Consider the following 26,127-nt stretch of genomic DNA (forward strand, 5'->3'; position numbering starts at 1 on the left):
AAGTCTATGTGTATAGTTATATTATATCAGACTATATACGTGTGCAGTTATTTTTTTATGTATAAATTTTTTTATTATTTTATTTAGTCTATGTGTACATTTAATTTTTGTTTAATTTATTTATAATTTTAAATTTCACTTAAGTTATTTTCTGTTATTTCTTAATTCATGATTTTTAATATTTAAAAAATAAGTGATTAAAAAGGACTAGGTAGCCATTTAATGGCATTAATGGGAGGGAAATTGAAGTTTTTAGGTAGAGGTAAAAATTTAAATATGGCTATTAACCATCAAAAATATACCTGTTTTTCATTTGAGGATTACAAAAATAAAAATAATTATATCAATAACTTAAAATTTAGTATAAAACCAGTTTTTGTTAACTATACACTGTTTTATGGATATTATAAGTATATACAATAAAGATATTTTAAAAATTTATTATATAAAGTCATTTTATTTTTATTGAGGTAAATTTAAAAATTGAAATGTAAAATTTACTAATAAATCGAAATTTAGAAATTCATTACAGAGATAGAATTAAAATTAAAATGTTATTTAAAGTAACTTTTTTATCAAAATATGCCAGAATTCATTAACAAAAATTAAGTTTACCTAAGAAGGTAAAATTTATTTCTTGTTCTCATATTTTCTCACTTGTCTTCATGCTTGTACAATCACTTATCTCATAGGTTAAATATGTTTACCTGTGCGTTTTTGAGGGTGTAATTTCCATTATTTTTACTGTACACGAGTTTCGCACCAATAAAAAAACGCTCTATTTTTAAGTTTAATTCAGCATAATATGTAAATAGATAAAACCTTATAAATTAAATATAACTTATTGTAAATTAAGTGAATTTATGCATTTCAGTAACTTGCAGATTAATCATTACTTTTAAGCCATTTCTAGAATTTTATAGGCCTGTGCGAAACTCGTGCTGTAGTATTGATGATGTGCTAAACGTATTACGAGCACAAAAAAACCACTTAAACACGTTTGAAGTTTTGCGAACAGATAACGTGTAACAAGTGGCTCTATTGTACCCGTTGGAAAACGGGGATTAAATAATTTTGACTTCTAGGTTTTGGCGAACCTGTAGTTAATAGAATACGTAATTTACGAATTTTGATCAAGATTTTATAGCTGTCTATAGATGACTATAGCTGTCTATAGTCATATTTCGTAAGTTTATAGTGTTTTATTCAACTACTCGTTTGATTCCTAGAAGTCACTTAAAATAAGGTGATTTCAATGAAATCTATCGATAAAGATACTCCTCAATTTACCCTACCTTCAATGATCCCTACTGATGTAGCTATTACACTTTCAGGAAAATCAAAAGCATTGTTCTATTACGCAAAAAGATTTGACCCTCACTTTCCGCAAGGCGTGTTGATGCAACACAACGGACGAAGCAGAGTAATGTATCCGACTGCTGAAATATGCCAATACTTCAAAGTGGAGGCGTAAGAGATGGATCTCACTACACAATCAGAAGTTATAAAATCAATCGAAGAAAACGGAGCGACATTAGATAACACATCTAACATTATTAAATTGGAAAAGGAGAAATCAAAACCAAGAAAAAACAAAGAAAAAACAAAGAAAAATCAAAAGAAAAACCGTTTAGAGCCATTGGCTATAATGCTGGATCACTCTATCTCATATCTAAAGAACAACTACAAGTATTAATGTTTAAAGCGAGAGATTTAAAAGAGTCAAATCTGCTGTTACTCGCCCCTTTATCGTGGTGGCGAAATAATTACCCTCAATACAACGATAATGGAGATGCAAAAAAAACGCCTGACTGGTCAAAGGCTGCCGATGACATCATAAGAGAATGCAGTAAGGCAGGTGTTTATTCATCAGATTCTATACGTGGCTTAGGCTTCTGGCGAGATGGCGATAGAACCATACAACATCTAGGCAACGTGCTTTACGATGTAACAAATGACAAAAAAGTATCAATGTTAGATCCATCACTGAAAGGTATTTATCAGCGTGAATCAGCACAGCCTAAGCGAACGACGAAATTAGCTGGCGAAGAACTCGTAGACCTGTTCATCAAGGCAATCAATAGTATTTACTGGAAAGATCCCACTCACGCTCAATTATTCTTAGGCTGGATAGTCTTAGCGAGGTTTTGTGGTTTGCTAGATTGGCGATCTCACATATGGGTTACAGGTGAGCATGGAGCAGGTAAATCTGACACCGTTCTAGACGCTTTTCGTATCGCATTAGGATCAGGAAATTATATTAGTGCAAAAGGGAGTACTACCGAAGCTGGAGCAAGGCAACGTCTTGCTTTTAATGCGATTCCCTTGTATGACTGCCCAGGCGCATAACAGCCCCCACAAAAAACACAGAAAATAAAATCCGATTGTCAGCATTAGTATAAAAGGGGCATTAATTTGCCCCTCTCCTTGTTACGCACCCCGTACCATACGTAAAACCCACTTAACACCCGCCATGCCTGCATAAACGGCAATAAGACCGCCTGCAACGGCTAAAATACCCGTCATGACAGAATTAAAATTAAGGGAGTTCGTTAATTGCGTGTAATCAATAGCCGTACTTGTCCCTGTTGCTGCTTCGGCAAATGACATTGCAGAACTAAAAGCACCGAATAAACCAATACCTACACTTAAATATAAAGTGCGGAGATTAAGTTTGTTAAAAAACGTATTTAAACCTAATTTAATCAACATAATTAAACACCTTTAAACATATTAATTACTGCACCAAGACCTTTGGAAAATAACCAAAGTCCGATTACCGAGGTAAAAGGAATCCCCCAAAATTGTGCCGCGACTGAATAATCAATATTAAGGAGTTCCTGATATGGCAACTCTTTTATCGTCAATGCCATTGTCTGGCAGTCATTTGTGACTTTCGAACAAATCTCACCGACAATATTATTTTCCTGAGTAGCCATAGCGATCACCTATTCCACTAAATCAAGAAACATTTCAACGTTATGCCCCGTTAAGGGTTGCCCTGTCTGCTTATCGTGATATCTAAACGAACGTTCAAACCCGGAAATTCGGCAAACCAGTTCATTCACTTCTGAATCAATCGCACCCACACGTCGTTTAGACCGAATTTTAACTATAGGCGGTTTAGAATAAGGGTCAGGCGCGGGTAAAATAACAGTGGTATAAACATGTCCATCATTAGACGTACTGACACGGGTCACTTTTTCACTAATCACCGTTTGATATAAGGGCAATACAGCCATAATGGTTCACCTTTGTTGATTTAAGCGTTTGCAACTTGTTTAAATGGATAAATATTATCTTGACGTTCAAAAACACTCACTGGCTCGACATACCAGTTAGGCCGTTGTTGAGAAAAATCGATATGGATAACTTTATAAAAAGGAATGACGTTAGATTTGTCGCCAGTGAGATTTTGTAATTGTGATTTGCTGAGGCCAATATTCGTTAATAAAGTTAAATTATCATAAAATGTTCTTCTTGCCAGAGAATTAAAAACATTTAAATAACCTTCATTAACTAAACGACGATAAAAACCAAATATCCGTTGCGCTTTAGCATAGGAGATATTACCTTTTGGCGTAGTAGAATAATAATGAGATTTTAATTGTTCAAAAATATGTTCGTCATCATAAATATTCATTTCCATTCCCCTCAGTGCCGTCAGCAAATCATCAAAACTTTTCATCCACAGATCGTAAATTAAATTAGCCCCATCACGTTCATAGTGTTGTTGATAAAGACAAAGCGCCGAAAAATTAACCGGAATCTGATTATCTTTTAAAAACCGTTTTTTCAATCGCCCTTCTAACCTCAACAGGTTATTGGCAAAATCCGTCAGGCGTTTATCATTTAAAATGGCAAACTGATTAAGCAACACCTCATCATTGGGATTAACGCGTAATTTTCTTTGTATTTCACCCAAACGTTTTGCCAGTTCAAGCGCTTTGTAATAAATGCACAGTTCCCTGAGTTTAGAGCCACGGTTAAAATAAACGGTGGATTCATGATCGTTTGATTTCGTGGCTTTGGTTTGTCCATGACTGATATTCTTAAAATAAGCAATGACCTGTTTACAAATACTTTCCGTCGGTAATCTCACTGATAACGTTGTATGAAGTTCAGAAACTTCAGTATTTGCCACATCTAACAAATTAAAAAGATGTGGCATGGAAACCGCTAAATTAGTCATTAACTCCAAGCCACATAATGCAATATTGGTTGAACCAAATACATTATGCCCCTGTAAGAGCTTGGCAGGTGAAGCCTTAAGATTGACACGGGGGAAGATCAAATGGGTTCCCTGATAAATCTTCATTCCCAGACTGGCAAAATGGGTTGGTAATGATTCAAAAGGATGGGTTAATCCCTGAACAGATAAATCCCCTTTTATCTCAAATTCCACATCACGAGCAGACAACCGAACCCCACTTAATTTAGCAATCTGCATAAAATCGATAGAGCCTCCTCCATGCTCCCTATCACGAGATGTTCTCATCACATACTCATCTTTAAATGGAATCTGAAGCTCAAGAAGATCAATCATAATAACCACTCTATGAATACTAATAGTGATTATATATAGTCAAATATCTTTAAATAGTCAACTTACTATTCATAAATAAGTTATTATTTCTATAAATGACTCCCAAGAGAGAATTTTTATGGCTATAGGTGATAATATACGAACAAGGAGAGAAGCTTTAGGAATGACTAGAGAAGAGTTAGCCGAAAAAACACAAATATCATTCTCTCAATTATCAAAGATAGAAAGAAATGAACAAAAAAATCCAACTATTCAGTCAATTATCGCAATCAGCACCGCTTTAAATTGTTCAGTTGATGAGCTTATCTATAATAAAAAATCAACTGACACTAATTATTTAATAAAAGTAATAAATAACTTGCCATTAGAAGATCAAGAAGTAATCAAAAAAATAAGTAAAGGTATGAGTCTGATAAATCAAGCTGAAGAAATGTTAAATAAAAGTCAATAAAAATAATAAAATATGTAAAATAATGCGGGTTCCGCATAAGAGTACATAATTAGTACATAATTAAGAGTCATGTACTCTTGATTATGTAACATTTAATTAACAATGAAAAACAGTAAGGTAGGAAATAAAAAATGAGAATATCAATAAACATACCCAGACAATCACATCAACATAACGACGTTGCACATTATAGGAAATTTTAAGACGCAAACTAACAAAAGTTATAACCATACTCAAAATACTTCAAGATACAGTCACGTATTCTGCTGATAGAACAAGCAGTAAGGTCATTGGTCTTACTGCCCTACATTTTCAAGTTAATTCTGCATCTACTGGAATACTGGATTGGTTGTTTTTAGTAAATTGATAAAACGGTCTCTTTTCTTTGACCATCAATTACTGTTTGGTCTATTGAACTCTGCAAGGGATAACTATAGCTAGTCCCATCCATATAAAAACAACGATACGTACCCGTTGTAACTTTATAGTCATAGTCGATGATTATAGATAAAATTTCATCTCCATTTTTGTCCTTAATATAGAAACTATTATCCTCAAAATATTTCACTCTGTTCAGAAAATTACCTTCCCATTTGGGATGGGCTAATTCACTAAGCCTTTTAAAAATATTTTCTACATCATCCGGTGTTGTTCCGATTGGAGGATGGCAAAGTTTATAAATGCATTCTTGTGCTTCAGCCTGATGTGTTGAACAAAAAAATCCTTTATTTTCTCCCATAAACTCATGTGAGGAGGCGTATTTTTCTCTAACACGAGTTTCGCAATCTCCAAAAAAGAAGTATAAATTTAAAAACAAGAAAAAATCAGGGTGTTCATATTTTGTCGGGTTATCCATGTATTAAAGATATCTATAAAACATTCTTACAAGTAAGCAGTTTAAGATACTCTGGTTTAGCGTTATCAGAAGTAAGCCCATCGCCTTTATCTCATGACACTGTTAGCCGATGGCTAAAAAGTAGATGTTTTAGACCTAAAGACCTATGGCGATTAGTTGAACCTTCTATAGACAAAAAAAGCCCTTGCGTACTAATTGCCGATGATACATTGATTGCCAAAACACGTAGTAAAAAAATAGAGATGGTCCATTATCAATATTCAGGTAATGAACATGAGGTTATTGCTGGCATAGGTTTAGTTAATTTGCTTTGGCATGATCTGACGAAGGTTGAATCAATTCCTATCAATTATCGTATTTATGATAAAGATTCTGATGGAAAAACAAAAAACACGCACTTTTCCGAAATGCTCACTCTTGCTAAAAAAAGAGGGATCATGCCAGAAGCGGTAGTGATGGATGCTTGGTATTCTAGCCTGGATAACCTGAAATCAATTCGCTCTCATGGTTGGATCTGGGTAACCACGCTGAGGAAAAATAGGATTGTTAACCATAACAAACAACTGAACAAGTTAGACATCTCAGAAGAAGGAACGTCAATACACTTGCGAGGATATGGTTGGGTAACCGTTTTCAAATTTACAACCAAAAACGGCCGTATTGATTACATAGTAACAAACAAAGAGAATCCCACCCGTCAATACCTCAAATCTATCATGGATGCCCGTTGGTCTGTTGAAGTTTATCATCGAGAAGTTAAACAAAACTGTGGTATTGAACGCTGTCAGGCTCGCACGAGCCGAGCGCAAAGAAATCATATTTTTCTCGCTATTTCTGCGTGGTTTGAACAACATAAACGTCGTATATCTGAAAAAATAACCCTTTATCAACAAAATTGGGACGTAATCAAAAGTGCTATTACTGAGCAAATCCGTGTTTTATTAGCTTACCCAAATTAGTTTTGTGCGAAACTCGTGGAACCGTCACGATCGCGCGGAGTGCGTAGTTCCAGAGGACCATCGCCGGTGGTAACGGTCTTTGTGGAATAGCTGTTGCGGGAGTTGGCACCCGGTTTGGGCTGATTTTTATCGTAGCCCAGATGGTGGGACATTTCGGCGTTGAGAGTCGCCTCAACGCTGATTTTCTTCAGCAGACGATCGAACTGGCTGAGATCGTCAGGGGTTTTGAGATTTTTGGCCAATTTATTAGCCAGAGCCTGCAATTGTTTTTCGTCCATAAATTAACCTTCATTTGATGCTGGATTGAACATATCAAAATCAGGCAATTACACAAATTTATGTACAGGCTCTTGTGCGAACCTTAATGGTATATTATGGAATATTAATCTAGGAATAATCATTTTATTGATTTGGTGTGAAATTAAAAAACAAACAAAATATCGCTAAACGATTCGCTTTTCTTCGACCCTCAAACTACTCAGTCGCTTTATTTATCGTAAAAAGATGGCTTAGCAGGAGCGCTAACGCGGGGGTTCCTTGCTACCCGATAAGTCCCCCCTGGCTTCGGCGGTTTTGCAGTCGGTTATCTTTGCGATTTCAATCTGCCGCCTTCCATGTCCTGACGGACATTTTAAAAATATTTGTTACTAAGAAAACTAAATTACTAAACAATCGAGCTAGCAATACGTGCCTGTAACATCCCTGTCTCACTTATGTTTTTACTAGCGCCTTCCAAACTATCGGCTTGCTTATCTACAAGATTTTTAAGCGTTTTTTGTTGCTGTTCTTTCATTTTATCATACCAGTCAAAACAAAATTCAAAGAAATTCTGCTCAAGCATTAACTCTTCAATCTCTTTTTGAAGTCCAGCTTTATCTAAATAAATACTCCCTTTAGCAATAGCTAGACCACCATTAGTCACGTCATTCAAAATGGTAGCACCTGCTTCTATAGCGTTTTTAGGTGATTTAAGTTTTGTAATATAAGGCATTATTTCACGAACAAACATCTCATAAAATTTCTCAGCGAGTGCCTTCATTGCTTTAAAACCTTCCTTTATTGAGTTCTTTAAAACTGCTTGAGTTAATTGGGGGATCATCTCTGTTAAAATAATTTGTGTTCCTTTCATGATCCCTCTACCCAACGTTACTAATGCTCCAGCTTTGCAAACATCTAAAATAACTGCACCAACTTCAAGTACTGTTTGCACGTAAAATGCTGCATCAGCAACTTTTTGCCACATTTCTTTATCACCTATACCAAAATATATTGCTGTTTCAGCAATAGCTTTGACTATACCTGCCACACCAGCGGCGATATAAACTGGACCTGCGGGTTGTCCAAGAAAAGTCAACACCGCGCCATAAGCTATTTCAGCCACACCAACTACCCAATCGAAAAGAACTAACCATTTATTTTTTTCGGATTGCTCAATTTTTTTTACCAATTCTTCTTGAAACGCCTTAACGTTTTGATCACGTAAAAACGCTTGAGTATCCGTCATCAATTTACTGGCCTTAGCGACTGAATTTGCCGTATCACCGAATATCTCTAAACTAAGGGTTGATGAGAGTAAAAATAAATCGTTAATTGACACTTTCTCGATATTTTTTAGAGTCAGATTCTCTGTGTTGTGGAAAACAGTTAACACCCTTCCTAAAGCCTCGTCTGCCTGCTGATAGGTGATTTTCCCGGTTTTTTTCTCACCTACCATATTTAATAATATTTCATGCGGTATAGGAGATTGCGGTAACGGTGATTTAATAACAGGAGCATTATTAATAATATTGAGATCTTGTCTTTCTGATGAGGGAATAGGTGAAAAAACATTTATATTATTCATGAAATAATATTCCTATTAATTTAAGTTAATTTTTATTTTAATTGTACTTATTGATATTTAATATCAGGTATTATACTCAAAACTTACGATCGGTATAATCACAACCCCCGATTTACGTACTGCAACACCATTGTATATATACCAACTGATAATAACCTATACCTGTTCTGGGATTTTTTAATTGTGGGGAAGCAGAAATAAAAAAATCCCGCCATGAAGAAGCGGGTTTCCCTGATGTTGGTGTGATGCGACTCAAAATCAGAAGTGGCGGTATTTCATAATTGATTTTAGAAGTTATGACCTAATACCGCATTGATATTATCTCATCGAATAAAATACCCTAGGTGCGTTTAACGCACCTATATTGACCGCCTTTTTTATGTCTTCCGAATACCTTGCTGGCAATCATACAAAGCAAATAACATCAATCAAACATGAAATACCGTTAATAATCCGGTTAATGACGCTGGCTCAAATTTCATTCTGGCTTCCGTTATCGTCTGTCTCACCACTTTATAAGCTACTGAACGCAATACGGAGATTTCCTTTTGCGGAATACCAAAAGCAAATAACAATGCCATTTCAAACTGCACTGGGGTTAATTCAGGAAAAAGATTGCGTAATTCCGGATATTGAGTAGGATCGAACACAGTCATATAGACCTCCAAGTTAGGTTTATGTGATAGCTGTATAGTCAGATCGGAATTCTGGCTATACAGCGCTAAAAAACAACTTAACGCTTAACAAACAACATGTAATACACCAAAACCGACATTTTATTCTCTTATCGGCTACGTCGGTTCGCCTCTTCAGACAGACCGCGTTCCTTGCTAACGCTGTGGTACGATATCGGTTTTATTATTTTCTGCCGACGCCCCCGTAAACCAGCCCTTCGGCAAAAATGAAAATCCGGTATCGGCTTCGGTCACTTTATTTTCAGCCAAACCACCTAATAAGATAATATCACCATCAGCAACGCTCACTTGCGTATTGACCTGACGTTTAATCAAGGTTGGACTGTTATTCACGCCCGTCTCAGTTTTGACAAAATTTGATAATTGCTGGTCAATGGTTAAATCAACACCCTGTTGCCGGATTTGCGGACTTACATTTAAGATAACCCCACTGGAACGATATTCTATCGACTGAACAGGCTTATTATCGGCATAACTTACCTTACCTAACACAGGTACATCAGAGCCGACAGAAAATGATGCTTGCGCCCCATTTTTCACCCGTAGTCTGGGCGAACTCACCACATGAAAACGGCTATCAGTCCGGAACAATTCATATAACGCATCTAATGAACCTAAATTAAAGCGAATAAAATTATCAAATCCTGTCTCTTTACCGATACCAACATTAAATTTACCGGAAACCAATTTGGCAGCCAATGCCAAACCTGACCCATTACGTTCAGCGGTTTGCACTTCAAAAACATAGGCAGGAACGACAACCTCATCCGTCACGGTATCGATTTTAGGTAACAATACTTTTAATCAGGCAATATCGGCTTTAGTACCATAATAAACCAGTACATCGCCTGTCCGGTTCAGGAAATCCGAAGCCGTCCCCGCCACGGCTTTTTCTGGTGCGGTTTGCCCCACTGAAATACCACTACGAGGCGAATTAAAATTACCGTCAAACTGGCTGCGTAATAAATCCGATAAATACTCTACTGAGCGATAACGGGGCTGATAGACATAGGTTTCCCTGAGTACTATGGGTGTTTTTGGCGTAAAAGAAACTAAATAATCAATCCCATTACGTTCATGAATGGCAATCTGTAAATTATTCAAATAACGCTTAATGAAAGCCCGTTCATCAATTTCTGGCGTAATACGAAAAGTCACTTTACGAGGGTCATTGATTAATTCTGGCGATAACATAAACGGACGTTCAAAAACCTGTCGATAAATCACATTCAACGCTTGCGGTAAGGGCACATTATCCAGTTCCATCATCACGCCTTTAGCCATTAACAAGGGACTTACCGTTAACAACACCCCTATCCATGCCCTTTTCATTTCATGCCTCCCGAATAGGTTGTGACAACGTCACCGTCAATGTTGCCCGTCATCCGCAAACCATAAAAACGAAACTGCGATAACGGCTCAAGCCGAATTTGCCCCTGCTGATTAAGTAACACCACCCATGCTTGCCCTCGCTGACTAATCTTGCCAGCAATACGCCATTGAGCCGATAAATTTTGTGGCGACGGATTTTGATGTGATTTTTGGGTAGTCTTTGATTTATCAACTGATTCAGAGACAGGCTGATTTTTGGGCGTTATCCCGTTACCACCAAAAAATTGATAAAGAAAATAAACGGAGGCTATGACCAGCAACAACAGTCCTAATGTTAATAACCAGAATTTAGATTGATTAAAAATACTCTGGCGCTTATCCACCACCTGCTCTTGTCCTTGCCCCCCTTCATAAGAATGATAAAGTGGAAAAATCGCCTTGTCATAACTTCACTGATAAGATGAAGTACGGTTGTTTTTAAACAGTTTAATTCCTGAATAAACATCGACCCGATAGCGATTTCGTAACCCTAACGCCACCAGTTTGGTCATTCTGTAAGTCGTCTCAATCCTATCTTTGATAAAACGCGGTAAATTGGCCACCGATTGATTTAATACCACTAAATCACAGGTAATACCTTCTTCATTCACAAAATGACCATGCTCAGCTATAAATGAGCGGTGTTGTTGCGGTATCCTGTCGTTTTCCCAAATGCGCCACGCTTCATCAATGCAAATCAAATCGCCAGCCTGACAAAAAGGGTCTTCTGCTATACCTGTTTCTGTTTTAAATGGACACGAGTTTCGCAATCTCCAAAAAAGAAGTATAAATCACGAGTTTCGCACCAATAAAAAAACGCTCTATTTTTAAGTTTAATTCAGCATAATATATAAATAGAAAAAAGCTCATAAATTAAAAATAACTTATTGTAATTTAAGTAAATTTATACGTCTTAGCAAGTTACAGATTAATTATTGTTCTGAAGCCATTTCTAGAATTTTATATGCCCGTGCGAAACTCGTGTAAATTTAAAAACAAGAAAAAATCAGGGTGTTCATATTTTGTCGGGTTATCCATGTATTAAAGATATCTATAAAACATTCTTACAAGTAAGCAGTTTAAGATACTCTGGTTTAGCGTTATCAGAAGTAAGCCCATCGCCTTTATCTCATGACACTGTTAGCCGATGGCTAAAAAGTAGATGTTTTAGACCTAAAGACCTATGGCGATTAGTTGAACCTTCTATAGACAAAAAAAGCCCTTGCGTACTAATTGCCGATGATACATTGATTGCCAAAACACGTAGTAAAAAAATAGTGATGGTCCATTATCAATATTCAGGTAATGAACATGAGGTTATTGCTGGCATAGGTTTAGTTAATTTGCTTTGGCATGATCTGACGAAGGTTGAATCAATTCCTATCAATTATCGGATTTATGATAAAGATTCTGATGGAAAAACAAAAAACACGCACTTTTCCGAAATGCTCACTCTTGCTAAAAAAAGAGGGATCATGCCAGAAGCCGTAGTGATGGATGCTTGGTATTCTAGCCTGGATAACCTGAAATCAATTCGCTCTCATGGTTGGATCTGGGTAACCACGCTGAGGAAAAATAGGATTGTTAACCATAACAAACAACTGAACAAGTTAGACATCTCAGAAGAAGGAACGTCAATACACTTGCGAGGATATGGTTGGGTAACCGTTTTCAAATTTACAGCCAAAAACGGCCGTATTGATTACATAGTAACAAACAAAGAGAATCCCACCCGTCAATACGTCCAATCTATCATGGATGCCCGTTGGTCTGTTGAAGTTTATCATCGAGAAGTTAAACAAAACTGTGGTATTAAACGCTGTCAGGCTCGCACGAGCCGAGCGCAAAGAAATCATATTTTTCTCGCTATTTCTGCGTGGTTTGAACAACATAAACGTCGTATATCTGAAAAAATAACCCTTTATCAACAAAATTGGGACGTAATCAAAAGTGCTATTACTGAGCAAATCCGTGTTTTATTAGCGTACCCAAATTAGTTTTGTGCGAAACTCGTGATGGAAAAAAATTAGCCTCTTTAACCTGTTCATTATCAACGCAGATAATCTCACCGAATTGATACTCATCGGCTTTCTTTTTATCAAGACAATAAACCCTGATTTTTTCTGCTGAAATGCCATAGATATTCGTGACAATCCGGCGACCTTTCATAAAAGCCGGAATAATAACATGGCAACCCACTTCATAGGATTTACCGCTTCTTGGGATACCTACATAAGCTGAAATTGCCATACATCACCCTATCACCGGAATACGTCGCACAATAAAACGGGTCAGATAAGCCGAAATCACAATCTTCATCCCCGTTATCACCGCAAACAGATTCATGAAATACCAGACACTATCAGGAAGTTGACCAATCAACTCCGGTAAATTGGTTGACGTGGGTAGTAAAGCTAATAAAACAGGGACAAATTCGGTGACCACTAAAAACAGCGCTGAAAACACAATAAATTTAATCGTCAGTGTTCTAAAGACAAACCCCTAATAAAAAATTAAATGCGGACACAATCAAGGCATACATCACTTAATCCCCTTAAGAAGACAATACAATCCGTAATCCCATAAATGACCAAATAATCATTGAAAACAGGGTTAACAAACCACGAATGCTTTCAAACAAGGTACAATGAGCGTCAATGACAAAACGCTGCTCAAACACCTCAAAAATCGCTACTGGACATGACGCTGCCCGTTCCGGCAAATTGAAATTTTCCAAAAATGGAAAAAGATGCTGTAATGGCGATAATATTGATTCTACCGTCGGTGAATCTAAATCCGGCTCATTATTATCAGGATGCGATAAATCGGTTCCTTGCCCGTTACCTGTTGAGCCAGAAGATTGCCCAAAATTTGAAGCAGCGCCCGAATATGAACTGACACCCGATTGACGGGTTCCTGATGAAGGAAAAATATTAGCAGCACTGCCTAAACTACTGGCGCTAGATTTACTATTAGCGTTGCCTTCATTAGAAGGAATTGCATCATTTATACCCGTACTACCCGAAGATTTAATTGAATCTGTCTGTATTTTTGGACGTTCCCCACGATAAGAACAATTATGAACCTCCATAAAACCACTTTTCCAAGTACAGTCATTTAATTTACCTGTATCAAAAGCCTCATAAACTGCACGAGATGTACTCGACTTATATTCCTCTGATGTGCGTACATATAAACAGCCATATTTTTGAAGATAATTATTCCCCATAAAATTAAAGGTATTATAATATTTGGTTGGCTCTTTACGAACAACAGGATTGCCCGAATCATCATAACTCGTCACATTTTCATACGTCGGATAGACAATATCAGCGCATTCTCTTTCACTGGGTGAAATAAAATCAGATTGACCCGAAACCGGATTATAAACGCGCTGAATAGGTGGAAAATTTGAAGATGATTCTAAAACCTTATTGACACTTGGCAATTGACCTGAAATTTTATTATCACTTTTTTGTTTTTCATCATCTTCGCCATTTCCATCTTCTACCGTTTTTCCTGTTGGATTCCATTTAGCATGACAAGTGCCCTCCTTTTCACTACAAAGCAATAAATCATCATCAGCAATATATTCACAACCATCAACATTAGCATAATAATTACTACCCACTTTTTTTGTATGAAACGAACCCGATAGCGAACTTTTATTCATACAAACTTCTTCCAGCGTTTGTAAGTCCTTATTATTATTTTCAGTACCAGAAACAGTCCTTTTAATCTCACCGATAACCGATGCTTTTAACCAAAAACTATCACCGTAAGAATTAACAATTTTCTCAGTCGGAGAACCATCATAAAAACACTCGCTAACCTCAAATTTAAATTGTGAAGCAGGGTAAATTTCAGCATAAGTAGATTTCATAGTATCAAAAAGATTATGAGCAGATTGTTTAGCTTCACTACAAGCCTGCTGCTGCATAGTTGAATCAATATAATCAACACGTTTAAATGTTCCGTCTTCACCCTTAACATCTTTTGATTTAGAAATAACAGAGTGATCAAACGTACCTTTATACTCAGTTTTCCACGTTTCAGCATAAGAATAAGACGCTAAAAACAACAATATCAATCCAACCCTTGTATGACTGCCCAGGCGCATAACAGCCCCCACAAAAAACACAGAAAATAAAATCCGATTGTCAGCATTAGTATAAAAGGGGCATTAATTTGCCCCTCTCCTTGTTACGCACCCCGTACCATACGTAAAACCCACTTAACACCCGCCATGCCTGCATAAACGGCAATAAGACCGCCTGCAACGGCTAAAATACCCGTCATGACAGAATTAAAATTAAGGGAGTTCGTTAATTGCGTGTAATCAATAGCCGTACTTGTCCCTGTTGCTGCTTCGGCAAATGACATTGCAGAACTAAAAGCACCGAATAAACCAATACCTACACTTAAATATAAAGTGCGGAGATTAAGTTTGTTAAAAAACGTATTTAAACCTAATTTAATCAACATAATTAAACACCTTTAAACATATTAATTACTGCACCAAGACCTTTGGAAAATAACCAAAGTCCGATTACCGAGGTAAAAGGAATCCCCCAAAATTGTGCCGCGACTGAATAATCAATATTAAGGAGTTCCTGATATGGCAACTCTTTTATCGTCAATGCCATTGTCTGGCAGTCATTTGTGACTTTCGAACAAATCTCACCGACAATATTATTTTCCTGAGTAGCCATAGCGATCACCTATTCCACTAAATCAAGAAACATTTCAACGTTATGCCCCGTTAAGGGTTGCCCTGTCTGCTTATCGTGATATCTAAACGAACGTTCAAACCCGGAAATTCGGCAAACCAGTTCATTCACTTCTGAATCAATCGCACCCACACGTCGTTTAGACCGAATTTTAACTATAGGCGGTTTAGAATAAGGGTCAGGCGCGGGTAAAATAACAGTGGTATAAACATGTCCATCATTAGACGTACTGACACGGGTCACTTTTTCACTAATCACCGTTTGATATAAGGGCAATACAGCCATAATGGTTCACCTTTGTTGATTTAAGCGTTTGCAACTTGTTTAAATGGATAAATATTATCTTGACGTTCAAAAACACTCACTGGCTCGACATACCAGTTAGGCCGTTGTTGAGAAAAATCGATATGGATAACTTTATAAAAAGGAATGACGTTAGATTTGTCGCCAGTGAGATTTTGTAATTGTGATTTGCTGAGGCCAATATTCGTTAATAAAGTTAAATTATCATAAAATGTTCTTCTTGCCAGAGAATTAAAAACATTTAAATAACCTTCATTAACTAAACGACGATAAAAACCAAATATCCGTTGCGCTTTAGCATAGGAGATATTACCTTTTGGCGTAGTAGAATAATACACGAGTTTCGCAATCTCCAAAAAAGAAGTATAAATTTAAAAACAAGAAAAAATCAGGGTGTTCATATTTTGTCGGGTTATCCATGTATTAAAGATATCTATAAAACATTCTTACAAGTAAGCAGTTTAAGATACTCTGGTTTAGCATTATCAGAAGTAAGCCCATCGCCTTTATCTCATGACACTGTTAGCCGATGGCTAAAAAGTAGATGTTTTAGACCTAAAGACCTATGGCGATTAGTTGAACCTTCTATAGACAAAAAAAGCCCTTGCGTACTAATTGCCGATGATACATTGATTGCCAAAACACGTAGTCACGAGTTTCGCACAGGCATATAAAGTTCTAGAAATGGCTTAAAAGCAATGGTTAATCTGTAAGTTACTAAAACACATAAATTTTATTAAATTACAATAATTTGTATTTAATTTATAAGGTTTTGTCTATTTATATATCATGCTGAATTAAACTTAAAAATAGCGCGTTTTTTTATTGGTGCGAAACTCGTGGTAGTAAAAAAATAGAGATGGTCCATTATCAATATTCAGGTAATGAACATGAGGTTATTGCTGGCATAGGTTTAGTTAATTTGCTTTGGCATGATCTGACGAAGGTTGAATCAATTCCTATCAATTATCGGATTTATGATAAAGATTCTGATGGAAAAACAAAAAACACGCACTTTTCCGAAATGCTCACTCTTGCTAAAAAAAGAGGGATCATGCCAGAAGCCGTAGTGATGGATGCTTGGTATTCTAGCCTGGATAACCTGAAATCAATTCGCTCTCATGGTTGGATCTGGGTAACCACGCTGAGGAAAAATAGGATTGTTAACCATAACAAACAACTGAACAAGTTAGACATCTCAGAAGAAGGAACGTCAATACACTTGCGAGGATATGGTTGGGTAACCGTTTTCAAATTTACAGCCAAAAACGGCCGTATTGATTACATAGTAACAAACAAAGAGAATCACACCCGTCAATACCTCAAATCTATCATGGATGCCCGTTGGTCTGTTGAAGTTTATCATCGAGAAGTTAAACAAAACTGTGGTATTGAACGCTGTCAGGCTCGCACGAGCCGAGCGCAAAGAAATCATATTTTTCTCGCTATTTCTGCGTGGTTTGAACAACATAAACGTCGTATATCTGAAAAAATAACCCTTTATCAACAAAATTGGGACGTAATCAAAAGTGCTATTACTGAGCAAATCCGTGTTTTATTAGCGTACCCAAATTAGTTTTGTGCGAAACTCGTGTAATAATGAGATTTTAATTGTTCAAAAATATGTTCGTCATCATAAATATTCATTTCCATTCCCCTCAGTGCCGTCAGCAAATCATCAAAACTTTTCATCCACAGATCGTAAATTAAATTAGCCCCATCACGTTCATAGTGTTGTTGATAAAGACAAAGCGCCGAAAAATTAACCGGAATCTGATTATCTTTTAAAAACCGTTTTTTCAATCGCCCTTCTAACCTCAACAGGTTATTGGCAAAATCCGTCAGGCGTTTATCATTTAAAATGGCAAACTGATTAAGCAACACCTCATCATTGGGATTAACGCGTAATTTTCTTTGTATTTCACCCAAACGTTTTGCCAGTTCAAGCGCTTTGTAATAAATGCACAGTTCCCTGAGTTTAGAGCCACGGTTAAAATAAACGGTGGATTCATGATCGTTTGATTTCGTGGCTTTGGTTTGTCCATGACTGATATTCTTAAAATAAGCAATGACCTGTTTACAAATACTTTCCGTCGGTAATCTCACTGATAACGTTGTATGAAGTTCAGAAACTTCAGTATTTGCCACATCTAACAAATTAAAAAGATGTGGCATGGAAACCGCTAAATTAGTCATTAACTCCAAGCCACATAATGCAATATTGGTTGAACCAAATACATTATGCCCCTGTAAGAGCTTGGCAGGTGAAGCCTTAAGATTGACACGGGGGAAGATCAAATGGGTTCCCTGATAAATCTTCATTCCCAGACTGGCAAAATGGGTTGGTAATGATTCAAAAGGATGGGTTAATCCCTGAACAGATAAATCCCCTTTTATCTCAAATTCCACATCACGAGCAGACAACCGAACCCCACTTAATTTAGCAATCTGCATAAAATCGATAGAGCCTCCTCCATGCTCCCTATCACGAGATGTTCTCATCACATACTCATCTTTAAATGGAATCTGAAGCTCAAGAAGATCAATCATAATAACCACTCTATGAATACTAATAGTGATTATATATAGTCAAATATCTTTAAATAGTCAACTTACTATTCATAAATAAGTTATTATTTCTATAAATGACTCCCAAGAGAGAATTTTTATGGCTATAGGTGATAATATACGAACAAGGAGAGAAGCTTTAGGAATGACTAGAGAAGAGTTAGCCGAAAAAACACAAATATCATTCTCTCAATTATCAAAGATAGAAAGAAATGAACAAAAAAATCCAACTATTCAGTCAATTATCGCAATCAGCACCGCTTTAAATTGTTCAGTTGATGAGCTTATCTATAATAAAAAATCAACTGACACTAATTATTTAATAAAAGTAATAAATAACTTGCCATTAGAAGATCAAGAAGTAATCAAAAAAATAAGTAAAGGTATGAGTCTGATAAATCAAGCTGAAGAAATGTTAAATAAAAATAATAAAATATGTAAAATAATGCGGGTTCCGCATAAGAGTACATAATTAGTACATAATTAAGAGTCATGTACTCTTGATTATGTAACATTTAATTAACAAATAGCTGATGTAAATGGAAAAGAAAAAAACAACTAAAAGAACTAGAAATTGAATTTAGAAAAAATAACCCTGACGTCATCGGTTATACCCTGTTTAATACCGTTAATCGAAAATCCCTTATTTGGGCTTACCGTCAAGTCAGGCTATCTAGATTAATAAAGAATGTTTACAACAAACAACTCCAGTATTTAACTGATTGATCGCTTTTGAATATTGGAAGATAAAGGAGTTTAGGTTAACCATGTATACGCAAAATTATCCTATATTTTGCTTCAATGCTTCTTATGAAAAAGGAAAAAATGATGAATGATATTCAATCAACTTTACCGGCTACAAATTCAGTAACTCAATATAATACATCATCATATAGTGATGGTATGGAGAGCATTTCTCAAATCAACGAACTGATGATGATGCTAACTGAAATGCTAAAAAAACTCCGTAATACCTTGCAAGAATTTAACCAGAAACAACAAGAACTCGGATGGAATATCCAGGTTGCTTCAATGGATAAAAAACGTGAAGGCATAGATAACGCAAATTCTGCGGCAAAATGGGCAGCATGGGGACAAATAGCTGCAGGCGGGATTGGCCTAGCTGGAACAGGGGCTGGAGCATTATATGGTCGTTCCACCGCGGTAGCTGCAAATACAGTTGATAAAGCCAATCAGGCAATGCAAACAAGTTTAACAGTCGGAGGACAGATTGGAACAGGTTTAGGTCACGGCACACAAGGCATTACTCAAATACAATCGGCTAACGACACAAAATTAGCAGAACTAGATAAATTGACAGGAGAACTTCAAACAACTAATTCGCAAAATTACGCAAAAAATACTAATGATTTAGCAGACAAAATTCGGCAAGTTTCTGAGCAAATGAGAGCTTTTACGAAAGATTTAGTTGAGTTACATAGTCGAATAAATTCGGCCATTCGCCATTAAAATTCGTTTTAACAATTAAAGTTAATAAACTCACTGTATGTATTTTTTAAGATATGAAAAAAACAAAAGAACCATCATAAATTTAAGAGGATAAATTATGATTACTTCATCAGTGGATTCATTCAGCAGTAATGCTATTTCAGGATCCTATAGTGTTACACGTGGCTATAAAGAAGATCCTATATTATCTCAAGGTATAGAAATATTATATATTTTCATGAACTTACTCTCAGATTTAGCCAATGCAAAATATCTTGAAATGAGAAAAAGAGTCGATTTTTCAAGAGATTCTCAAGAAATGGCTAATCGAGTTGATGAAATCATCGCTAAGGTAGCGAAGGAAGGCGATAAAGCAAAAGCAGAAATTCCTGACGATGTCAGAATATTTATGGAAAAAAATAATATCACTGTTGACGGAAAAAACATCAACGATTACGCGCCAAAAGGTCAAGCTTTAGATCAAGGTCAATTACAGGCAGTAAAAGCCGCAATCAAAACCGTATCAGACAGAGCTTCTGATTTTGTTTCTCAATCACAATTACAAATTCAAAAAGTCATGCAAACTTACAATGTTACCGTTAGTTTACTCAATAGTATGCAAACTATGTTAGGAGAAATGAACAAATCAATCGCGCAAAATATCCGCTAAAAATGAGAATGATATCAAATACAAAAGGTAAATAACCGCAGGTTCGCACAATGGCGTTATGTGTAAATGACCGCCGTCTGCGAGGAGCTATTTTCGCAGACGGCTATTCAACATAACGGCGTTGTATATTGTGCGAACCTTAATGGTAAATGAGTGATTTCAAATTCGAATCGTCTATATTGGTACGGAAGCTAAACGTTCTTTGAGGAATTGTGATAGAGAAGTGAATAGCATAAAGAAATAAATTATACTTAAATTTTAAGCTATCAACCTACAGAAATACTCAAAATATAAGGAGCCTACCTATGTCTATCAAAATAAATGATGCAACCAACATATTCATCAATAATAACGTTATTAATTTAAAAGAAAATGATAAAAATAGTAAGTTACTCTATATAAAAAACTTTTTCTATCAAATAATAACCCTTGGATTAAAAAGGTCTTTGTTTGAAGTAAGAGCAGAAGAAAAAAAAGAATTATTTAATATGGCCTTTTCTATATTTAAAGCGATGCACCTTTCTTTTAGTGATATAAAAAAAGATTATCAGAGAGACATGTATTTTTCTCCTTGTAGAAAATATAAGATATATCAATGTGAGTATAATATATATATTAGTAAGTTAGACAGAAACGGTGATGAAATTATTGATTCACGTATCGAACTGGCTAACCTTAGTAAAAGAGAATATTTTGAAAACTTCAAAAAAAAATTCTCAGAAATTAAAGAACATGATAGCTATAAAAAAATAGTAGATACCCATTACAAAATCATAAGTGAATTAAAATATTTTAATATCAATATATTAGATAATCTCAAAGAAGTAGCTATTCGTTATACGATAGAAAATAACTCTAACTATTTGAATAATCCAGACAACTTTGAATTAAAGAAAAAACTAGAAAAAACATCACGTTCTTTTAAAGAATACATAGAAAATAAAATAGAAACACGTAATTTTGGAATGGATGATTTAATTCCCATGATTCATTTTTTCCTTGAAAGTGATCAAGAATTACAAAGAATTTTATTAAACACAGATATTCACGAAAGTTATATGTTTGACGTTATGGATAAAAAACTCGATAGCAACAATAAGATTCTTTCCAATCAAGATGAGTTAAAAATTCAAAATTGGCAAAATATATCACGTGTTCTCAAAATGATTAGTAATAGTAAAGCATTAAGTAACGGAACAAATGAAATAGTAAATAATAAATATAGTGAAAAATTTAATTTAATAGAAGAAATAGATAATCATATACTACAAAATAGCGAAAAATATCCATCAACTTCGGAATATATCAGAAAATATATTAAAAATAGCTAAACGACTTTTTGTCTTCGACCCTCAGCCACTCAGTCGCTTTATTTATCATAAAAAGATAGCTTGGCAGGATGGGCAAGCGCGTGGTTTTCTGCTACCCGATAAGTCCCCCCCTGGCTTCGGCGGTTTTCCATTCGGTTATCTTTGTGATTTCAATCTGCCGCCTTCCATGTCCTGACGGACATTTTAAAAATATCCGCTATAATTTTAAGGCTGGATGCCCCAATATCTAACCTTGCCATATTTAGGGGAACACACATCCAGCCTCTCCAAGCATAAAAAAAGCCCGCCAAGAAGAAGCGGGTTTCCCTGATGTTGGTGTGATGCGACTCAAAATCAGAATTGGCGGTATTTAACCTGAGTTCGGGATAAGCATTATCAATTATACTTGAAGATACGTACCTGCAACAGGTATCTTTGGTTTAGATGGCATTAAACAATATGCAACCAGTCCGCCTAATAAATTCACTACAAAGTTAGCCGGAGAGCGATGTCGCGTATGCTCTATTTGACAAAGATTTTTTAACTCATCAAATACCGTTTCAATGACAGAACGATGACGCAAGATGGCTTTGTCGAAACAAGTCTGTTTAATAGGCTTCATTTTCTTCTTGATATTCGTTATAAGGCTAATTCCCATCGTTTTGAGTTGCTGTTTCAGTGAAGCCGATAAATACCCTTTATCTGCGTACAAACAACCAGAAAGATCCTTTGTCAGCTCAGGCAATGGTTTCCGATCATCGGTGTTTCCTGGTGTGAGTCGAAAACTGAGTATTTCCCCCAAATGATTGATAATTACATGAAGCTTGAAACCAAAGAACCAACCTGTTGAATATTTTCCCCGTTCAGCTATCCCATTGAAGACTTTATGTCTGCGGATCCGTAAGTTATCACACACCGCTATCGGAGTAGAATCGGCAACCGATAGCCCCGTGCATTTTCCCTTAATTGACTCAAACAGTGCCGTTAACGCTAAGGCACTACGCGGAAGTAACTCTACACAGCGTGAATAGGATGGCAAGTTAGGAAATTCCTTCCGGAGATATAAGCGGACATAATAGAGATAAAATACCTTGAATTGCCTGAATCGGAGTTGATGAAACAACACAACCAGTGTCATCATTTCCGCCAACGAAAGCTGAGTAGACCGTCTACGACGCTTAGTACCGTTAGTCAGCAAATATTCATGCATTTTTGGCTCGAAGTCTTTGCAAAAATCATCCATCAGGCAATAAAGTTCAGTAAGATTTTCCATAATTGTTTAACAATGCTCTACTCTTTAACCAGACTGTTAGAGTATTTTAACAAAACAGGCTCATTCAACTATTTGAATATCAAGACTTTCTCTTTATTTCTTATCCCGAACTCAGGTTATTTACGATTAATTTTAGAAGTTATGACCTAATACCCAGTCAATATAAAAAATGACAATCAAAGATTGTACCCTACAAAATGTAGGGCACTTTATAGAGAAAAACGGCTATTTTCTATTTGGCAAGGTACATTGATAAAACGCGAACAAGACCAAACGGATATGAAACGTCGAAATAAGGTTACTCAATGAATAAAATTGAAATTTATTCTTAATGTCTTGTAACGTATCTCTTACCACCGGATAAGAAACATCACGCGCCCAGGCAATCTCTTTTTTGGTTAATCCTAAAGCATATAACATTGCCGTTTCAAACTGCACAGGGGTTAATTCAGGACACGAGTTTCGCACAAAACTAATTTGGGTAGGCTAATAAAACACGGATTTGCTCAGTAATAGCACTTTTGATTACGTCCCAATTTTGTTGATAAAGGGTTATTTTTTCAGATATACGACGTTTATGTTGTTCAAACCACGCAGAAATAGCGAGAAAAATATGATTTCTTTGCGCTCGGCTCGTGCGAGCCTGACAGCGTTCAATACCACAGTTTTGTTTAACTTCTCGATGATAAACTTCAACAGACCAACGGGCATCCATGATAGATTTGAGGTATTGACGGGTGGGATTCTCTTTGTTTGTTACTATGTAATCAATACGGCCGTTTTTGGCTGTAAATTTGAAAACGGTTACCCAACCATATCCTCGCAAGTGTATTGACGTTCCTTCTTCTGAGATGTCTAACTTGTTCAGTTGTTTGTTATGGTTAACAATCCTATTTTTCCTCAGCGTGGTTACCCAGATCCAACCATGAGAGCGAATTGATTTCAGGTTATCCAGGCTAGAATACCAAGCATCCATCACTACGGCTTCTGGCATGATCCCTCTTTTTTTAGCAAGAGTGAGCATTTCGGAAAAGTGCGTGTTTTTTGTTTTTCCATCATAATCTTTATCATAAATACGATAATTGATAGGAATTGATTCAACCTTCGTCAGATCATGCCAAAGCAAATTAACTAAACCTATGCCAGCAATAACCTCATGTTCATTACCTGAATATTGATAATGGACCATCTCTATTTTTTTACTACGTGTTTTGGCAATCAATGTATCATCGGCAATTAGTACGCAAGGGCTTTTTTTGTTTATAGAAGGTTCAACTAATCGCCATAGGTCTTTAGGTCTAAAACATCTACTTTTTAGCCATCGGCTAACAGTGTCATGAGATAAAGGCGATGGGCTTACTTCTGATAACGCTAAACCAGAGTATCTTAAACTGCTTACTTGTAAGAATGTTTTATAGATATCTTTAATACATGGATAACCCGACAAAATATGAACACCCTGATTTTTTCTTGTTTTTAAATTTACACGAGTTTCGCACCAATAAAAAAACGCTCTATTTTTAAGTTTAATTCAGCATAATATGTAAATAGATAAAACCTTATAAATTAAATATAACTTATTGTAAATTAAGTAAATTTTTGCATTTCAGTAACTGGCAGATTAATCATTACTTTTAAGCCATTTCTAGAATTTTATAGGCCTGTGCGAAACTCGTGATTTATACTTCTTTTTTGGAGATTGCGAAACTCGTGCGTTAGTGAAATACGCCGAAAAACATCCGGAGCTTAGAATGCTCTACATTGCCTTTAATCGCTCAGTGGAGAAGAGGCGGACGAAAAATTTCCCGCTAATGTGCTTTGTAAAACATCCCATCAACTGGCATGGCCTGGTTTTGGTAGAAATTATGCTAATCGATTAACCCATTCTCTGCGGCTTTTGGATATTGCTAATGCCACTCAGAGTGATGACTGGCTATACGTAAAAGCGATTCAGGACACTTTAAAGAATTTTATGTGCAGTGTGGATAGTCAGATTATGTTACGCCACTGTCCCTCAATATTGATGGGTGAAGTTAAAAAATCATTTACCGCTAATGAGGTGGTCAGCCAGAGTGAACAACTCTGGCATCGAAGGATTGACCTTTCTGATAATTTCCCCGTTATTCATGATATGTATTTGAAGCTGTACCAACTTTCACAACCTAACCTTTCTCACCGTTTTGACGTTATTTTGTTTGATGAAGCGCAGGACGCTAATCCGGTTACTCACGATATTGTGTTTCGTCAAAACACAAACACGAGTTTCGCACAGGCCTATAAAATTCTAGAAATGGCTTAAAAGTAATGATTAATCTGCAAGTTACTGAAATGCATAAATTCACTTAATTTACAATAAGTTATATTTAATTTATAAGGTTTTATCTATTTACATATTATGCTGAATTAAACTTAAAAATAGAGCGTTTTTTTATTGGTGCGAAACTCGTGACAAAGTTAGTGATGGTGGGTGATGCCCATCAACAGATTTATCGTTTTCGAGGCGCGGTAGATGCCTTAAATGCGCCTTCGCTTAGTGATGCTGACCGGCTCTGGTTAACCCATAGCTTTCGCTTTGGTGCCTGTGTTGCTGATATGGCTAATGCATTACTAGCAATGAACGGTGAAACGCATCAAGTGGTTGGCAGAGGCGAAAAAGATGACATTCTCATTGATATCCCTAAGCAAGGTTTTCCTCACCGCGCCATCCTCAGTCGAACGGTAGCAGGCGTAATTGGTTCAGCGCTGGAAGCCAGTAGCAAAAAAGCGACCATCTATTGGGTCAATGGAATTGATGCTTATCGTATCGATGAATTAATTAACCTTCACTGGTTTTCACTCGGTAAACGAAAGAAGATGAGTAACCAACGGCTTTACACGGAATATCGTAATTATGCGAATTATAAACAGATGGCGAATGCCAGTGGTGACCAGGAAATGTTGCAATCTATCAAAATCATTGAAAAATTTACGCCATTACCAAAGAAAGTGGAGGTTTTACGTAAACGAACGGTAGATACTGAAGAGGAAGCCAGTATTACCGTTACCACTGCCCACCGAGCAAGAGATAATCGAAGGTAAGGTCTTTTTATCTTGTTCAAACGCT

General features: G+C 36.2%; 33 protein-coding genes and 5 pseudogenes. 15 read left to right on the forward strand and 23 right to left on the reverse strand.

What is annotated here, in order from left to right; translation table 11 throughout:
* The first annotated feature begins 222 nt into the window (after positions 1-222).
* From V3224_RS22425 to V3224_RS22440, 4 genes are all read left to right on the forward strand, one after another.
* Positions 223-423: a hypothetical protein gene (locus V3224_RS22425; RefSeq protein WP_334472795.1), complete on the forward strand. Its 201-nt coding sequence runs from the start codon at positions 223-225 to the stop codon at positions 421-423.
* Between the two features lie 832 nt (positions 424-1,255).
* Positions 1,256-1,474 carry a hypothetical protein gene (locus V3224_RS22430; RefSeq protein WP_334472797.1) on the forward strand — a complete coding sequence of 73 codons (219 nt, stop codon included), beginning with the start codon at positions 1,256-1,258 and terminating at the stop codon, positions 1,472-1,474.
* A gap of 3 nt (positions 1,475-1,477) precedes the next feature.
* Positions 1,478-1,696, forward strand: a complete 219-nt coding sequence (locus V3224_RS22435) for a hypothetical protein (RefSeq protein WP_334472799.1) — start codon at positions 1,478-1,480, stop codon at positions 1,694-1,696.
* Positions 1,696-2,349, forward strand: coding sequence for a hypothetical protein (locus V3224_RS22440; RefSeq protein WP_334472801.1), 654 nt, complete (start codon positions 1,696-1,698; stop codon positions 2,347-2,349). The genes V3224_RS22435 and V3224_RS22440 overlap by 1 nt, the downstream gene beginning before the upstream one ends.
* A gap of 81 nt (positions 2,350-2,430) precedes the next feature.
* Here V3224_RS22440 and V3224_RS22445 read toward each other — a convergent pair whose 3' ends face one another.
* From V3224_RS22445 to V3224_RS22460, 4 genes are read right to left on the reverse strand one after another with little or no spacing between them, the layout of a single operon-like run.
* Positions 2,431-2,712, reverse strand: a complete 282-nt coding sequence (locus V3224_RS22445; protein ID WP_334472803.1) for a major capsid protein — start codon at positions 2,710-2,712, stop codon at positions 2,431-2,433.
* Positions 2,713-2,714: 2 nt separating this feature from the next.
* A complete protein-coding gene (locus tag V3224_RS22450; protein WP_334472804.1) occupies positions 2,715-2,939 on the reverse strand; it encodes a hypothetical protein in 225 nt (74 codons plus the stop codon).
* Positions 2,940-2,948: 9 nt separating this feature from the next.
* Positions 2,949-3,242, reverse strand: coding sequence for a DNA-binding protein G5P (locus tag V3224_RS22455; RefSeq protein WP_334472805.1), 294 nt, complete (start codon positions 3,240-3,242; stop codon positions 2,949-2,951).
* A gap of 20 nt (positions 3,243-3,262) precedes the next feature.
* On the reverse strand, positions 3,263-4,546 hold the full coding sequence (locus V3224_RS22460) for a phage/plasmid replication protein, II/X family (protein ID WP_334472807.1): 1,284 nt from the start codon (positions 4,544-4,546) through the stop codon (positions 3,263-3,265).
* A gap of 118 nt (positions 4,547-4,664) precedes the next feature.
* Between V3224_RS22460 and V3224_RS22465 the strand changes: the two genes are divergently transcribed.
* Entirely contained in the window at positions 4,665-4,997 is a 333-nt protein-coding gene (locus tag V3224_RS22465; RefSeq protein ID WP_334472809.1) for a helix-turn-helix domain-containing protein, read from the forward strand.
* Between the two features lie 355 nt (positions 4,998-5,352).
* Here the strand turns inward: V3224_RS22465 and V3224_RS22470 are convergent, their stop codons facing one another.
* Entirely contained in the window at positions 5,353-5,853 is a 501-nt protein-coding gene (locus tag V3224_RS22470) for a hypothetical protein (protein WP_334472811.1), read from the reverse strand.
* Between V3224_RS22470 and V3224_RS22475 the strand changes: the two genes are divergently transcribed.
* Positions 5,838-6,812, forward strand: coding sequence for an IS701 family transposase (locus V3224_RS22475; protein ID WP_334472813.1), 975 nt, complete (start codon positions 5,838-5,840; stop codon positions 6,810-6,812). The two genes, V3224_RS22470 and V3224_RS22475, sit on opposite strands and share 16 nt — an antisense overlap.
* A gap of 17 nt (positions 6,813-6,829) precedes the next feature.
* Here the strand turns inward: V3224_RS22475 and V3224_RS22480 are convergent.
* The 7 genes and pseudogenes from V3224_RS22480 to V3224_RS22510 form a co-directional block, all read right to left on the reverse strand.
* Positions 6,830-7,090, reverse strand: a pseudogene (locus V3224_RS22480) (transposase); the annotation flags it as partial.
* Between the two features lie 386 nt (positions 7,091-7,476).
* Positions 7,477-8,655 carry a type III secretion system translocon subunit SctE gene (sctE, locus tag V3224_RS22485; protein WP_334472814.1) on the reverse strand — a complete coding sequence of 393 codons (1,179 nt, stop codon included), beginning with the start codon at positions 8,653-8,655 and terminating at the stop codon, positions 7,477-7,479.
* Between the two features lie 428 nt (positions 8,656-9,083).
* Positions 9,084-9,311 (reverse strand): transcriptional regulator, encoded by a 228-nt coding sequence (locus tag V3224_RS22490; protein ID WP_334472815.1) that lies wholly within the window; start codon positions 9,309-9,311, stop codon positions 9,084-9,086.
* 174 nt (positions 9,312-9,485) lie between these two features.
* Positions 9,486-10,145, reverse strand: a complete 660-nt coding sequence (locus V3224_RS22495; protein WP_334472817.1) for a type II secretion system protein GspD — start codon at positions 10,143-10,145, stop codon at positions 9,486-9,488.
* Positions 10,146-10,154: 9 nt separating this feature from the next.
* Positions 10,155-10,682, reverse strand: a complete 528-nt coding sequence (locus tag V3224_RS22500) for a hypothetical protein (RefSeq protein WP_334472818.1) — start codon at positions 10,680-10,682, stop codon at positions 10,155-10,157.
* Positions 10,679-11,065, reverse strand: coding sequence for a hypothetical protein (locus V3224_RS22505; protein WP_334472820.1), 387 nt, complete (start codon positions 11,063-11,065; stop codon positions 10,679-10,681). Before V3224_RS22505 ends, V3224_RS22500 begins: the two co-directional genes overlap by 4 nt.
* Before the next feature lie 66 nt (positions 11,066-11,131).
* Positions 11,132-11,491 (reverse strand): zonular occludens toxin domain-containing protein, encoded by a 360-nt coding sequence (locus V3224_RS22510; protein WP_334472821.1) that lies wholly within the window; start codon positions 11,489-11,491, stop codon positions 11,132-11,134.
* A 252-nt stretch (positions 11,492-11,743) separates the two neighbouring features.
* Here V3224_RS22510 and V3224_RS22515 point away from each other — a divergent pair, with 252 nt between their 5' ends.
* Positions 11,744-12,718: an IS701 family transposase gene (locus tag V3224_RS22515; protein WP_334472822.1), complete on the forward strand. Its 975-nt coding sequence runs from the start codon at positions 11,744-11,746 to the stop codon at positions 12,716-12,718.
* Between the two features lie 19 nt (positions 12,719-12,737).
* Here the strand turns inward: V3224_RS22515 and V3224_RS22520 are convergent.
* From V3224_RS22520 to V3224_RS22550, 7 genes and pseudogenes are all read right to left on the reverse strand, one after another.
* A pseudogene (locus tag V3224_RS22520) lies at positions 12,738-12,971 on the reverse strand (zonular occludens toxin domain-containing protein); the annotation flags it as partial.
* A 3-nt stretch (positions 12,972-12,974) separates the two neighbouring features.
* A pseudogene (locus V3224_RS22525) lies at positions 12,975-13,263 on the reverse strand (DUF2523 family protein).
* 12 nt (positions 13,264-13,275) lie between these two features.
* A complete protein-coding gene (locus tag V3224_RS22530; RefSeq protein ID WP_334472823.1) occupies positions 13,276-14,841 on the reverse strand; it encodes a hypothetical protein in 1,566 nt (521 codons plus the stop codon).
* An 83-nt stretch (positions 14,842-14,924) separates the two neighbouring features.
* Positions 14,925-15,206 (reverse strand): major capsid protein, encoded by a 282-nt coding sequence (locus tag V3224_RS22535; protein WP_334472803.1) that lies wholly within the window; start codon positions 15,204-15,206, stop codon positions 14,925-14,927.
* 2 nt (positions 15,207-15,208) lie between these two features.
* Positions 15,209-15,433 (reverse strand): hypothetical protein, encoded by a 225-nt coding sequence (locus tag V3224_RS22540; RefSeq protein WP_334472804.1) that lies wholly within the window; start codon positions 15,431-15,433, stop codon positions 15,209-15,211.
* Positions 15,434-15,442: 9 nt separating this feature from the next.
* Complete coding sequence (locus V3224_RS22545) at positions 15,443-15,736, reverse strand: DNA-binding protein G5P (RefSeq protein WP_334472805.1); 294 nt, start codon at positions 15,734-15,736, stop codon at positions 15,443-15,445.
* 20 nt (positions 15,737-15,756) lie between these two features.
* Complete coding sequence (locus V3224_RS22550; protein ID WP_334472824.1) at positions 15,757-16,092, reverse strand: phage/plasmid replication protein, II/X family; 336 nt, start codon at positions 16,090-16,092, stop codon at positions 15,757-15,759.
* Between the two features lie 66 nt (positions 16,093-16,158).
* On the opposite strand from V3224_RS22550, the pseudogene V3224_RS22555 reads away from it, so the two are divergent.
* Both V3224_RS22555 and V3224_RS22560 read left to right on the forward strand, forming a co-directional pair.
* Positions 16,159-16,401, forward strand: a pseudogene (locus V3224_RS22555) (IS701 family transposase); the annotation flags it as partial.
* A gap of 197 nt (positions 16,402-16,598) precedes the next feature.
* A pseudogene (locus tag V3224_RS22560) lies at positions 16,599-17,330 on the forward strand (IS701 family transposase); the annotation flags it as partial.
* On the opposite strand, the gene V3224_RS22565 reads toward V3224_RS22560, so the two are convergent.
* Positions 17,327-18,304, reverse strand: a complete 978-nt coding sequence (locus V3224_RS22565) for a phage/plasmid replication protein, II/X family (protein WP_334472826.1) — start codon at positions 18,302-18,304, stop codon at positions 17,327-17,329. The pseudogene V3224_RS22560 and the gene V3224_RS22565 sit on opposite strands and share 4 nt — an antisense overlap.
* A gap of 118 nt (positions 18,305-18,422) precedes the next feature.
* On the opposite strand from V3224_RS22565, the gene V3224_RS22570 reads away from it, so the two are divergent.
* The 4 genes from V3224_RS22570 (at position 18,423) to V3224_RS22585 (ending at position 21,772) form a co-directional block, all read left to right on the forward strand.
* Entirely contained in the window at positions 18,423-18,794 is a 372-nt protein-coding gene (locus V3224_RS22570; protein ID WP_334472827.1) for a helix-turn-helix domain-containing protein, read from the forward strand.
* Between the two features lie 353 nt (positions 18,795-19,147).
* A complete protein-coding gene (locus tag V3224_RS22575; protein ID WP_334472829.1) occupies positions 19,148-19,792 on the forward strand; it encodes a hypothetical protein in 645 nt (214 codons plus the stop codon).
* Positions 19,793-19,889: 97 nt separating this feature from the next.
* Entirely contained in the window at positions 19,890-20,441 is a 552-nt protein-coding gene (locus V3224_RS22580) for a secretion protein EspA (protein ID WP_334472831.1), read from the forward strand.
* 305 nt (positions 20,442-20,746) lie between these two features.
* Complete coding sequence (locus V3224_RS22585; protein ID WP_334472833.1) at positions 20,747-21,772, forward strand: hypothetical protein; 1,026 nt, start codon at positions 20,747-20,749, stop codon at positions 21,770-21,772.
* 379 nt (positions 21,773-22,151) lie between these two features.
* On the opposite strand, the gene V3224_RS22590 is transcribed toward V3224_RS22585, so the two are convergent.
* The 3 genes from V3224_RS22590 to V3224_RS22600 form a co-directional block, all read right to left on the reverse strand.
* A complete protein-coding gene (locus tag V3224_RS22590; protein WP_334472834.1) occupies positions 22,152-23,024 on the reverse strand; it encodes an IS982 family transposase in 873 nt (290 codons plus the stop codon).
* Positions 23,025-23,249: 225 nt separating this feature from the next.
* On the reverse strand, positions 23,250-23,492 hold the full coding sequence (locus tag V3224_RS22595; RefSeq protein WP_334472835.1) for a helix-turn-helix transcriptional regulator: 243 nt from the start codon (positions 23,490-23,492) through the stop codon (positions 23,250-23,252).
* 4 nt (positions 23,493-23,496) lie between these two features.
* Positions 23,497-24,471: an IS701 family transposase gene (locus V3224_RS22600; RefSeq protein ID WP_334472836.1), complete on the reverse strand. Its 975-nt coding sequence runs from the start codon at positions 24,469-24,471 to the stop codon at positions 23,497-23,499.
* A gap of 366 nt (positions 24,472-24,837) precedes the next feature.
* Between V3224_RS22600 and V3224_RS22605 the strand changes: the two genes are divergently transcribed.
* Both V3224_RS22605 and V3224_RS22610 read left to right on the forward strand, forming a co-directional pair.
* Positions 24,838-25,323 carry a hypothetical protein gene (locus tag V3224_RS22605; protein WP_334472837.1) on the forward strand — a complete coding sequence of 162 codons (486 nt, stop codon included), beginning with the start codon at positions 24,838-24,840 and terminating at the stop codon, positions 25,321-25,323.
* Positions 25,324-25,469: 146 nt separating this feature from the next.
* Entirely contained in the window at positions 25,470-26,102 is a 633-nt protein-coding gene (locus V3224_RS22610) for a hypothetical protein (protein WP_334472839.1), read from the forward strand.
* Positions 26,103-26,127: the final 25 nt, after the last annotated feature.

Origin of the sequence: Arsenophonus sp. PmNCSU2021_1, assembly GCF_036919435.1 — a bacterium.
Taxonomy (GTDB): Bacteria; Pseudomonadota; Gammaproteobacteria; order Enterobacterales; family Enterobacteriaceae; genus Arsenophonus; species Arsenophonus nilaparvatae.

Coding starts and splice junctions, on each gene's coding strand:
- V3224_RS22425 (WP_334472795.1), top strand. CDS start 223: ATGGCATTAATGGGAGGGAAATTGAAGTTTTTAGGTAGAGGTAAAAAT.
- V3224_RS22430 (WP_334472797.1), top strand. CDS start 1,256: ATGAAATCTATCGATAAAGATACTCCTCAATTTACCCTACCTTCAATG.
- V3224_RS22435 (WP_334472799.1), top strand. CDS start 1,478: ATGGATCTCACTACACAATCAGAAGTTATAAAATCAATCGAAGAAAAC.
- V3224_RS22440 (WP_334472801.1), top strand. CDS start 1,696: ATGTTTAAAGCGAGAGATTTAAAAGAGTCAAATCTGCTGTTACTCGCC.
- V3224_RS22445 (WP_334472803.1), bottom strand. CDS start 2,712: ATGTTGATTAAATTAGGTTTAAATACGTTTTTTAACAAACTTAATCTC.
- V3224_RS22450 (WP_334472804.1), bottom strand. CDS start 2,939: ATGGCTACTCAGGAAAATAATATTGTCGGTGAGATTTGTTCGAAAGTC.
- V3224_RS22455 (WP_334472805.1), bottom strand. CDS start 3,242: ATGGCTGTATTGCCCTTATATCAAACGGTGATTAGTGAAAAAGTGACC.
- V3224_RS22460 (WP_334472807.1), bottom strand. CDS start 4,546: ATGATTGATCTTCTTGAGCTTCAGATTCCATTTAAAGATGAGTATGTG.
- V3224_RS22465 (WP_334472809.1), top strand. CDS start 4,665: ATGGCTATAGGTGATAATATACGAACAAGGAGAGAAGCTTTAGGAATG.
- V3224_RS22470 (WP_334472811.1), bottom strand. CDS start 5,853: ATGGATAACCCGACAAAATATGAACACCCTGATTTTTTCTTGTTTTTA.
- sctE (WP_334472814.1), bottom strand. CDS start 8,655: ATGAATAATATAAATGTTTTTTCACCTATTCCCTCATCAGAAAGACAA.
- V3224_RS22490 (WP_334472815.1), bottom strand. CDS start 9,311: ATGACTGTGTTCGATCCTACTCAATATCCGGAATTACGCAATCTTTTT.
- V3224_RS22500 (WP_334472818.1), bottom strand. CDS start 10,682: ATGAAAAGGGCATGGATAGGGGTGTTGTTAACGGTAAGTCCCTTGTTA.
- V3224_RS22530 (WP_334472823.1), bottom strand. CDS start 14,841: ATGCGCCTGGGCAGTCATACAAGGGTTGGATTGATATTGTTGTTTTTA.
- V3224_RS22535 (WP_334472803.1), bottom strand. CDS start 15,206: ATGTTGATTAAATTAGGTTTAAATACGTTTTTTAACAAACTTAATCTC.
- V3224_RS22540 (WP_334472804.1), bottom strand. CDS start 15,433: ATGGCTACTCAGGAAAATAATATTGTCGGTGAGATTTGTTCGAAAGTC.
- V3224_RS22545 (WP_334472805.1), bottom strand. CDS start 15,736: ATGGCTGTATTGCCCTTATATCAAACGGTGATTAGTGAAAAAGTGACC.
- V3224_RS22565 (WP_334472826.1), bottom strand. CDS start 18,304: ATGATTGATCTTCTTGAGCTTCAGATTCCATTTAAAGATGAGTATGTG.
- V3224_RS22570 (WP_334472827.1), top strand. CDS start 18,423: ATGGCTATAGGTGATAATATACGAACAAGGAGAGAAGCTTTAGGAATG.
- V3224_RS22575 (WP_334472829.1), top strand. CDS start 19,148: ATGATGAATGATATTCAATCAACTTTACCGGCTACAAATTCAGTAACT.
- V3224_RS22580 (WP_334472831.1), top strand. CDS start 19,890: ATGATTACTTCATCAGTGGATTCATTCAGCAGTAATGCTATTTCAGGA.
- V3224_RS22585 (WP_334472833.1), top strand. CDS start 20,747: ATGTCTATCAAAATAAATGATGCAACCAACATATTCATCAATAATAAC.
- V3224_RS22590 (WP_334472834.1), bottom strand. CDS start 23,024: ATGGAAAATCTTACTGAACTTTATTGCCTGATGGATGATTTTTGCAAA.